The organism is uncultured Photobacterium sp. (assembly GCF_947502415.1).
GTDB lineage: Bacteria > Pseudomonadota > Gammaproteobacteria > Enterobacterales > Vibrionaceae > Photobacterium.
In genome coordinates this window covers 69,822-78,955 of record NZ_CANMZV010000022.1, presented here as the reverse complement: position 1 = coordinate 78,955, position 9,134 = coordinate 69,822, and the positions used below count along the sequence as shown (strand labels likewise).

8 protein-coding genes are annotated in these 9,134 nt (G+C 50.2%); 3 read left to right on the top strand and 5 right to left on the bottom strand.

Annotated elements, in window-relative coordinates; translation table 11 throughout:
• Nucleotides 1-146: 146 nt before the first annotated feature.
• From hemG to Q0852_RS19170, 3 genes are read right to left on the bottom strand one after another with little or no spacing between them, the layout of a single operon-like run.
• Nucleotides 147-671: a menaquinone-dependent protoporphyrinogen IX dehydrogenase gene (gene hemG, locus Q0852_RS19180; RefSeq protein WP_299020912.1), complete on the bottom strand. Its 525-nt coding sequence runs from the start codon at nt 669-671 to the stop codon at nt 147-149.
• A 9-nt stretch (nt 672-680) separates the two neighbouring features.
• On the bottom strand, nt 681-2,138 hold the full coding sequence (locus tag Q0852_RS19175) for a TrkH family potassium uptake protein (protein ID WP_299020910.1): 1,458 nt from the start codon (nt 2,136-2,138) through the stop codon (nt 681-683).
• A 44-nt stretch (nt 2,139-2,182) separates the two neighbouring features.
• Nucleotides 2,183-2,803: a YigZ family protein gene (locus Q0852_RS19170; protein WP_299020908.1), complete on the bottom strand. Its 621-nt coding sequence runs from the start codon at nt 2,801-2,803 to the stop codon at nt 2,183-2,185.
• Nucleotides 2,804-3,220: 417 nt separating this feature from the next.
• Here Q0852_RS19170 and fadB point away from each other — a divergent pair, with 417 nt between their 5' ends.
• The 3 genes from fadB (at nt 3,221) to Q0852_RS19155 (ending at nt 7,762) form a co-directional block, all read left to right on the top strand.
• A complete protein-coding gene (gene fadB / locus Q0852_RS19165) occupies nt 3,221-5,398 on the top strand; it encodes a fatty acid oxidation complex subunit alpha FadB (protein WP_299020906.1) in 2,178 nt (725 codons plus the stop codon).
• A 26-nt stretch (nt 5,399-5,424) separates the two neighbouring features.
• Nucleotides 5,425-6,591, top strand: a complete 1,167-nt coding sequence (fadA, locus tag Q0852_RS19160; RefSeq protein ID WP_299020904.1) for an acetyl-CoA C-acyltransferase FadA — start codon at nt 5,425-5,427, stop codon at nt 6,589-6,591.
• Between the two features lie 190 nt (nt 6,592-6,781).
• Nucleotides 6,782-7,762 (top strand): MDR family oxidoreductase, encoded by a 981-nt coding sequence (locus Q0852_RS19155; protein WP_299020901.1) that lies wholly within the window; start codon nt 6,782-6,784, stop codon nt 7,760-7,762.
• 83 nt (nt 7,763-7,845) lie between these two features.
• Here the strand turns inward: Q0852_RS19155 and Q0852_RS19150 are convergent, their stop codons facing one another.
• Nucleotides 7,846-8,787 (bottom strand): LysR family transcriptional regulator, encoded by a 942-nt coding sequence (locus Q0852_RS19150; protein ID WP_299020898.1) that lies wholly within the window; start codon nt 8,785-8,787, stop codon nt 7,846-7,848.
• A gap of 124 nt (nt 8,788-8,911) precedes the next feature.
• Nucleotides 8,912-9,091: a hypothetical protein gene (locus Q0852_RS19145; RefSeq protein WP_299020916.1), complete on the bottom strand. Its 180-nt coding sequence runs from the start codon at nt 9,089-9,091 to the stop codon at nt 8,912-8,914.
• Nucleotides 9,092-9,134: the final 43 nt, after the last annotated feature.

Here is a 9,134-nt window from a genome sequence, read left to right as displayed (position 1 = left end):
CTACGTTGCTGGCTTAAGTGCCGTGCTCCGTGTCGGTGAGATGGCATTATAGAGACTTCGATCACGTTAGCAAGGGGCTTTTTGAAAAAAACTCACAAAAAAAAGCTTTTCGAACAAAAAACAAACTAAGGCATCATAAAACACACTTAAAACTGCTGAAACTGACGTGCAAACAGCGAAACCTTATCCCAATCTGTGTATTCCACCTCTTTTGTTGGGTCTGTTTCACCGCCAGTCAGACGCATAATGAACTGAATCATCACCCTATCAAACCAACTGTACCTTGGATAACGCAGCGCCCCGGCAAATACAGCCTGTAATTTAGGCTGCCAAGGTGACTTTTTGAGAAACGTCTTCATATATACGCTGGTTTCAGGTGTATTCTTCCCTTCTTTACGGGCTGTCAGGTTCACACAAAAGAAACCCACCTTATGTTTCTCCAAGGCCTGCTGATTAATACGAATAAATTCATACAGCTTTTTATTTAGGTGGCCATAGCGAATAGATGCACCAATCAACACCCGCTGATAATTAGCAAAGTCAATCTCAGGTAGCATATTCAAATCTTTCAATTCACATTGGCAACCTGTTCCCATTTGCTCTTCTATATAACGCAGGATTTTAACGGTCTGCCCGTCACAGCCTGAATGAAGAAGTAAAACCTTTTCCACTTGCGCTCCTTAGTTTCGCCAGAATGTTGGAGTAAACAGTACCAATAACGTAAACACTTCCAAACGACCAAATAACATCGAGAGAATTAATACCCACTTAGCAGGATCGTTGATCTCCCCAAAATGAACCGCCACCTCACCCAGACCAGGACCAAGGTTGTTCAAGGTCGCCGCAACCGCAGAGAATGCCGTCAGTTCATCAAGACCTGTTGCAATTAATCCCAACATACAAATCACAAAAACAAGCGCATAGGCAGAGAAAAAGCCCCATACCGCATCAACGACCCGCTGAGGCAGCGCCTTATTACCAATTTTGATCGTATATACTGCTCTTGGGTGAACCAGACGCTTAAGCTCTCTGACTCCCTGCAGTAATAGCAGCAACATCCGAATGACTTTAATACCGCCCCCAGTCGAGCCAGCACAGCCACCCACAAATGAAGAAAACAGCAAAAGGACAGGCAAAAACAGCGGCCACTCGGCAAAACTCGTGGTAGTGAAGCCTGCCGTGGTCGAGATAGATACAGTCTGGAACAATGCCTGATCAAAAGCATCATAGAGGGAATCGTAAGAATGGTGCTTAAGAAGCAAACCAAAACAAATCAGCAATAGAATAAGCTGGGTAGCAAAGAATGCCCGAAACTCCGGATCTCGCCAGTAGGTGCGTAAATGCACCCCGCCATTGGCAAACGCAGCAAAATGCAAAGAGAAATTACACCCAGAAATCAGCAGGAACACCACAGTGATCATATTAATAGTCGGGCTAGCAAAATAGCCCATACTGGCATCATGAGTCGAGAAGCCACCGATCGCTACAGTCGAGAAGCTATGGGAGATCGCATCAAATACACTCATCCCGGCCATCCAAAACGCAACCGCACAACTAATTGTAAGAGCCAGGTAGATATACCACAGTGTTTTAGCCGTCTCAGCGATCCGCGGGGTCATCTTGCTGTCTTTGACCGGACCCGGAATTTCAGCGCGATAAAGCTGCATACCACCGATACCGAGCACCGGAAGGATAGCCACAGCCAACACAATGATACCCATACCGCCGAACCACTGTAGGAGCTGACGGTAAAAGAGGATTGCCTTGGGCAAATGGTCGAGTCCGACAATGACTGTCGCCCCGGTTGTCGTCAATGCAGAAAAAGCTTCAAAGAAAGAATCCGTGACCGACATGGCGGGCGTCTCTGCCAATATAAATGGCACGGCGCCGGCACTGCCGATAACCGTCCAGAACAAGACGACGATTAAAAAGCCATCTCGGGCCTTAAGCTCCCGGCGATAACGCCGGTTTGGCACCCAAAGTAAGGCTCCACCGGCAAAAAGAAGGAAGAAAGTAACCACAAAAGGGTAACCTGCACCGTCACGGTAAATTAACGCAACCAGTGCCGGTGCCAGCATGGTGACACTGAACAACGCGAGCAGCAGCCCGACGATTCTGATAATGGAACGAAATTGCATAGCCTTAGCTGGCTCTCATCCTGTTATTGTGATTGTTTGAAGAACTACTGGGAGCCAGATACCGGAATAATGCGCCCGCCGCTGCGATTCGTCAGCTTTGCGGTAAACTCATCGACAATCCGGCTATCAACCGCCACAATCATCTCGACCTGGTTACCATAATCCGCACTAAGCTGAACCCCAGCATACTCGGCCAGCAACGACTCAACCAGTGACACCTGATTATATGCGCAGCTCAGAGTAAGTTCCGAAGTTATTACTTTTTCTTTGGTTTGCAACACAGTTAATGCCTGCTGAACACCACCACCATATGCCTTAACCAGCCCACCGGTACCTAATTTGATCCCGCCAGAATAACGAGTGACGACAGCAGTTATCTCACCGATACCAGATCCCGTTAACTGGGCCAGAATCGGCTTCCCCGCAGTGCCTGACGGCTCACCGTCATCACTGAATCCCCATTTCATTGAATCTGAAGGTCGCCCAGCTACAAATGCCCAGCAATTATGGCGAGCATCACTGTGTTTTGCTTTTATTTGCTGCACAAATGCCTTGGCAGCCTCAACCGACGGGGTATGGGCCAGGTAGGTAATAAACCGACTTTTCTTTATTTCTTCTTCAAACGTCGCCATTTCGACCGGGATTAAATACGGTTCAGATTCCATAATGATGATTACATTGAGAAAACCACAGACAATGGTTCAGGATACCACAGCGTACAGTTGAGGCTTCAATCTCACAGTAAAAAAGAGAGGCCCCCCAAAACCATAGTGAACGGAGTCTTGCCGCCCCAAACCACCGCTACATCTACGCAACATATTTGCCCGCATTTACCCGCATTTACCCGCAGCAGCAACCGCAACATAACCCTTTGATAAGAAAGGAAATAAAAGACAAACACACACTAACCACCTCATTTATATAAAGAATTGGCACGCTTAATTCACACCAAAGTTAAATATTTGTTTAAGATAGGTGTTGTAATCGTTGCATAACGGGTTCAGACTAATCTTTAACCTGCCATACAGGTCTAACCAGTTAAATCTAATTCGGCAAAGAACCGGAATTCATGGAGATAGAACATGATTTACCAAGGTGAAACCCTATCCGTTAGCTATCTGGAAGATGGCATTGCGGAACTCAACCTCAACGCTCCAGGTCCAATCAATAAGTTTGATCTCGCGACCCTGGAAAGCTTCAACGAAGCCCTGAATGCGCTTTATCAGCAATCCGACCTCAAAGGCCTGCTGCTGACCTCTAATAAAGATGCATTTGTTGTAGGTGCTGATATCACAGAGTTTCTTGGCTTATTTGCCAAACCTGCTGAAGAGTTGTCTTACTGGCTGAGCCATGCCAACGACATCTTCAATAAATTAGAAGATCTACCCGTCCCAACTCTTTCCGCAATTAACGGCCACGCCCTGGGCGGCGGTTGTGAATGTGTTCTCGCCACTGATTTTCGACTCGCGGATACCACTGCCCGTATCGGCCTGCCGGAAACCAAGCTTGGAATCATGCCCGGCTTTGGTGGTACCGTTCGCTTGCCTCGCCTGATCGGTGCCGATTCAGCCATGGAAATTATTACCGCAGGAAAAGATAAGAAAGCCCAGGATGCGCTGAAATTAGGCCTGGTGGATGCCATCGTCGAACCCGACAACCTGAAACCTGCCGCCCTGGCAATGCTTAAAGACGCTATCGCCGGCAAGCTGGACTGGCAAAGCCGTCGCGAACAGAAAAAAGCACCATTAAAGCTCAACAAAATTGAAGCGACCATGAGCTTTACTACCGCCAAAGGTATGGTCACTCAAATCGCCGGCCCCCACTACCCGGCACCAATTACCTCGGTCAAGGCAATCGAAGAGGCTGCTGGCTTCTCGCGTGATGAAGCTCTAGCAGTGGAAAACAAACACTTTACCAAACTGGCCAAAACCGATATTGCCCAAGCACTGGTCGGTATATTCCTCAACGACCAGTACATCAAAGGCAAAGCCAAAAAAGCCGTCAAAGAAGGACTGCCCACCCGCAAAGGTGCCGTGTTAGGAGCCGGGATCATGGGAGGCGGGATCGCCTACCAGTCTTCCCTCAAAGGGGTTCCGGTATTAATGAAAGATATCGCCGAGCCATCACTGGAGCTGGGGATGACGGAAGCTGCCAAGCTACTGAACAAACAGCTTGAACGCGGCCGCATCGACGGATTAAAGCTTGCCAAGGTATTATCATCGATCCACCCGAGCCTGCACTATGCAGGTATCAAAGAAAGCGACGTTATTGTCGAAGCTGTAGTCGAAAACCCAAAAGTCAAAGCCGCTGTTTTATCCGAAGTTGAAAGCCAGGTTGGCGACAATACCGTGATCACCTCGAATACCTCGACTATCCCTATCAACCTACTGGCCAAATCCCTTAAACGGCCAGAAAACTTTTGCGGCATGCATTTTTTCAACCCGGTACATCGAATGCCACTGGTTGAGATCATCCGCGGCGAACATACCTCAGAAGAAACCATCAACCGTGTCGTTGCCTACGCCGCCAAGATGGGTAAATCCCCAATCGTGGTTAATGACTGCCCCGGATTCTTTGTTAATCGTGTCCTGTTCCCGTACTTCGCTGGTTTCAGCATGCTAATGCGAGATGGCGCCGACTTCCTCCAGATAGACAAAGTCATGGAGAAACAGTTTGGCTGGCCGATGGGACCGGCCTACCTGTTGGACGTCGTCGGCATCGATACCGCCCACCATGCCCAGGCAGTAATGGCGGAAGGCTTTCCAGAGCGCATGAGCAAAGACTATAAAGATGCCGTTGATGTCATGTTCGAAGCCCAGCGCTTCGGCCAGAAAAATGGTAAAGGCTTCTTTAGCTATTCGCTTGACCGCAAAGGCAAGCCGAAGAAAAATGCCGATCCGGATGTTGCCAAACTGCTAGCCCCCGTATCCGGAGGTTCCACGGACTACAGCCGTGACGAAATCATTGCACGAATGATGGTGCCAATGATCAACGAAGTAGTTCGCTGCCTCGAAGAAGGCATTATCGCCAGCCCGGCCGAAGCCGACATGGCCTTAGTTTATGGGCTTGGTTTCCCTCCTTTCCGCGGCGGGATCTTCCGCTACCTCGATACATTGGGACTGGCCAACTACGTTGCTATGGCCGATCAATACGCCCACCTCGGTGCCGTCTACCAAGTACCAGCCGGATTGAGGGAGAAGGCCACCAAGGGCGAGGCTTACTACCCAACCCCAGATAAACACGTACCGAGCCAAGCGTAAAACGACTTAAGGATGAGGAACACAAAATGAATAACGTCGTAATTGTTGACTGTATCCGTACCCCAATGGGTCGTTCCAAAGGCGGTGCGTTCAGAAATGTCCGGGCTGAAGATCTATCGGCACACCTAATGAAAGGCCTGCTGACCCGTAACCCGCAAGTCGATCCGGCGGCTATCGAAGATATCTACTGGGGCTGTGTGCAACAGACTCTTGAGCAAGGCTTCAATGTTGGCCGCAATGCCGCGCTGCTGGCTGGCATTCCCCATACCGTTGGAGCAACCACTGTAAACCGCCTTTGTGGTTCGTCCATGCAAGCCCTGCATGATGCAGCCCGCGCCATTATGGTCGGCGATGCCGATACCTGCCTTATCGGCGGTGTCGAACACATGGGCCATGTACCGATGAATCATGGCGTCGACTTCCACCCTGGGTTATCAAAGTCCGTCGCCAAAGCAGCCGGAATGATGGGGCTGACGGCAGAAATGCTCGGTCGAATGCATGGCATCAGCCGTGAAATGCAGGACGAGTTTGCCGCCCGCTCCCACCAGCGAGCCCATGCCGCTACCGTTGAAGGCCGCTTCAGCAACGAAATCCTACCGACCGAAGGCCATAACGAGGAAGGCCGCCTCAAGCTCTATGACTATGATGAAGTGATCCGCCCGGAAACTACCGTCGATAGCCTGGCCGGACTTCGCCCCGTATTCGATCCGGCTAACGGAACCGTCACCGCAGGCAGCTCATCGGCTCTGTCCGACGGCGCTTCGGCGATGCTGATCATGAGTGAGGACAAAGCCAAGGAGCTCGGCCTGACTATCCGCGCCAGAGTAAAATCAATGGCGATTGCAGGCTGCGATCCATCCATTATGGGTTATGGCCCGGTTCCGGCAACCCAGAAAGCCCTGAAGCGCGCCGGGCTGACCATGGAAAACATTGGCATGGTCGAACTGAATGAAGCCTTTGCCGCCCAGTCTCTGCCTTGTGCCAAGGCTCTCGGGCTGCTCAGCAGTGTTGACGAAAAGGTCAACCTCAATGGCGGAGCCATTGCTCTCGGTCACCCGCTAGGCTGTTCAGGTTCTCGGATCTCGACGACTCTGATCAACCTGATGGAACACCATGATATCCAGTTTGGCCTGGCAACCATGTGCATCGGCCTTGGCCAAGGTATCGCCACTGTTTTCGAACGCGTCAAATAACCTCCACTCCCTTTCTAAAGCCCGCAACTGCGGGCTTTTCTTTGCCATACCCCAACACAATCAACGATACTCACCAATTCATGCTCGGTATGCATAGATGAAATGATAAAGTTTCATTTTATTCATAGTCATATCGGGACTACACTCAGTAGCCATCAACGCCCCTTTTTCAAATATCCGGAGCATTCCTATGTTTAAGGCACTTGTTCTTAACCAAGAAGAGAAAAAAACCATCGCTGGTATTCAGCAAATCGAAGAGTCACAGCTTCCTGAAGGCGATGTCCTTATCGATGTTGATTACTCTTCCCTGAACTACAAAGATGGTTTGGCCATCACTGGTAAAGGCAGGATTGTTCGTCAGTTCCCTATGGTGCCAGGTATCGACCTAACCGGTACAGTGTCTGAATCCAGCGACGAACGTTATCAAGCTGGTGATAAAGTCGTACTGACTGGCTGGGGTGTCGGCGAAGGCCATTGGGGCGGCATGGCAGAAAAAGCCCGCTTAAAAGCCGATTGGCTCGTTCCGCAGCCTGCAGGCCTGACAAGCAAACAAGCCATGATGATCGGTACTGCCGGCCTGACAGCCATGCTATGCGTTCAAGCGCTAGTCGATGCTGGTGTTAAACCAGAAGCCGGTGAAGTATTAGTAACCGGTGCCAGCGGCGGCGTCGGTTCAGTAGCAGTAACCTTGCTTGCGCAGCTGGGTTATCAGGTCGCAGCCGTGACAGGCCGTGCAGAAGCCAACGGTGAACTACTGAAACAACTGGGTGCAACCCGCATTATCGAGCGTAGTGAGTTTGAAGAACCGGCTCGTCCACTAGAAAAACAAATCTGGGCGGGTGCCGTAGATACCGTAGGCAGCAAGGTGCTGGCGAAAGTACTGGCCCAAGTAGATTACAACGGTGCAGTTGCCGCTTGTGGCCTGGCCGGTGGTTTTGATCTTCCAACCACGGTGATGCCATTCATCCTGCGTAACGTTAGCCTGTTGGGTATCGACTCTGTTATGTGTCCGTTTGAAAAACGCCAGCAGGCATGGCAGCGTCTGACTGAGTTACTGCCAGCCAGCTTCTATGAGCAGGCATGCCGTGAAGTCGCACTAGAAGACATTGCGGAATGCGCCGAAGCCATCACAAACGGTCAGATCACTGGCCGCGTGGTTATAAAACTATAAAGCTTAAAAAGTAAGATATTGACTACCTTGGCCAGCTCCCCGCTGGCCTTTTTTATGACGTTCATCCCCGCCGAGCCCACCCGCTATAGCAACCCCATATCGTGGATCCGCTTATCGATAAGCTTGCCGCATTCTTCTTGGATCAAATTACGCAGCCAGATCTGCGATGCCGAATGTTCGCAACGCGGATGCCAGATCAATGAATAATCAAACGGCTTGAATTCAAACGGCAACGGCTTTATTACCAGATCGTGTTTGTCTGCAACCAAATAAGCCAAATCCGCAGGCACCGTAATAATTAGCGGCATCTTATCGACAATCGCCAATGCCGCTTCAAGATGATATGCCCGCAGCACCATCTTTCGCTGCGGATACCCCCGCAGCGCCCCATCAATCAGAGATTTCACCCCGTCACTGATTGCTATCATGGCATGCGGGAATGTCAGATAATCATCCAGAGTGAGTTCCTTCTCTGCTAATGGATGCAGCTTTGACAACAGGCAGAATACACTGACCAGACCAAGGCTATCGCGACGCAGCGGCTCAATCGGACCGGTCGGACGACAAATCGCCATATCGCAACCATCGGTTGTGAGCTGGTTGAGCAAATGATCATGCTGCAACGGTGGGAACTCCAGAGAGATATTCGGGGCCTCTTCATAAATACGCGGCAAGGCAAAGGGCAAAATGGTTTGCATCGCATAGTCTGTCGTAGCGATCACAAAGTGCTGCTCGCAACGTGCAGGCTCAAAGTCTACAGGGGTCAGCAAGATCCGCATCGCCTCTAAGGGCTCATTCAAAGACTCGTTCAGCTCCATAGCCCGTTGAGTTGGTAACAAACGTTGTCCCTGGCGAGTAAATAATGGATCACCAAGTAAATCACGCAAACGGCCCAAAACCCGACTCATCGCCGATTGACTCAGGTTTAACCTGACAGCCGCCCGACTGACACTGCCTTCCTCCAGCAGCACTTTCAATGCAACCAACAGGTTCAAATCTCGGCGGTAGACTTCTTCTAGATCCATTTCCGGCCTTGCTCGTTTCAGGTAACCCAATAATAGGGAGTATTATGAAACGCCCAATAAAAAAAATCCCGCTATAAAAGCGGGGAAGCCCAAGAAAACTGGGGGAGTGTGTATGATGTGCAATCTAGTTTTCTTCTTCGAGCTCTGGCGAGTTGGTGAGTTCAAACCAAAGTCCCAGCGCAGCGGCAATAAGGCCACCCAACGCGAAAATACTCATTTCATCAGGACTGCGGATCACCAAAGAGCAAAAGGTAATAAAGCACAGCACACTGTAAATGGCCAAACGGTCCATCTGAGTCAACATCATATTCCCTCCTAATCCATTAGAAGACATCGTTAACAGCATG

Excerpts from the sequence above, each read along its gene's own strand:
- Q0852_RS19145 (WP_299020916.1), bottom strand. The coding sequence starts at position 9,091 with ATGTTGACTCAGATGGACCGTTTGGCCATTTACAGTGTGCTGTGCTTT.
- Q0852_RS19150 (WP_299020898.1), bottom strand. The coding sequence starts at position 8,787 with ATGGATCTAGAAGAAGTCTACCGCCGAGATTTGAACCTGTTGGTTGCA.
- Q0852_RS19175 (WP_299020910.1), bottom strand. The coding sequence starts at position 2,138 with ATGCAATTTCGTTCCATTATCAGAATCGTCGGGCTGCTGCTCGCGTTG.
- fadB (WP_299020906.1), top strand. The coding sequence starts at position 3,221 with ATGATTTACCAAGGTGAAACCCTATCCGTTAGCTATCTGGAAGATGGC.
- Q0852_RS19170 (WP_299020908.1), bottom strand. The coding sequence starts at position 2,803 with ATGGAATCTGAACCGTATTTAATCCCGGTCGAAATGGCGACGTTTGAA.
- Q0852_RS19155 (WP_299020901.1), top strand. The coding sequence starts at position 6,782 with ATGTTTAAGGCACTTGTTCTTAACCAAGAAGAGAAAAAAACCATCGCT.
- fadA (WP_299020904.1), top strand. The coding sequence starts at position 5,425 with ATGAATAACGTCGTAATTGTTGACTGTATCCGTACCCCAATGGGTCGT.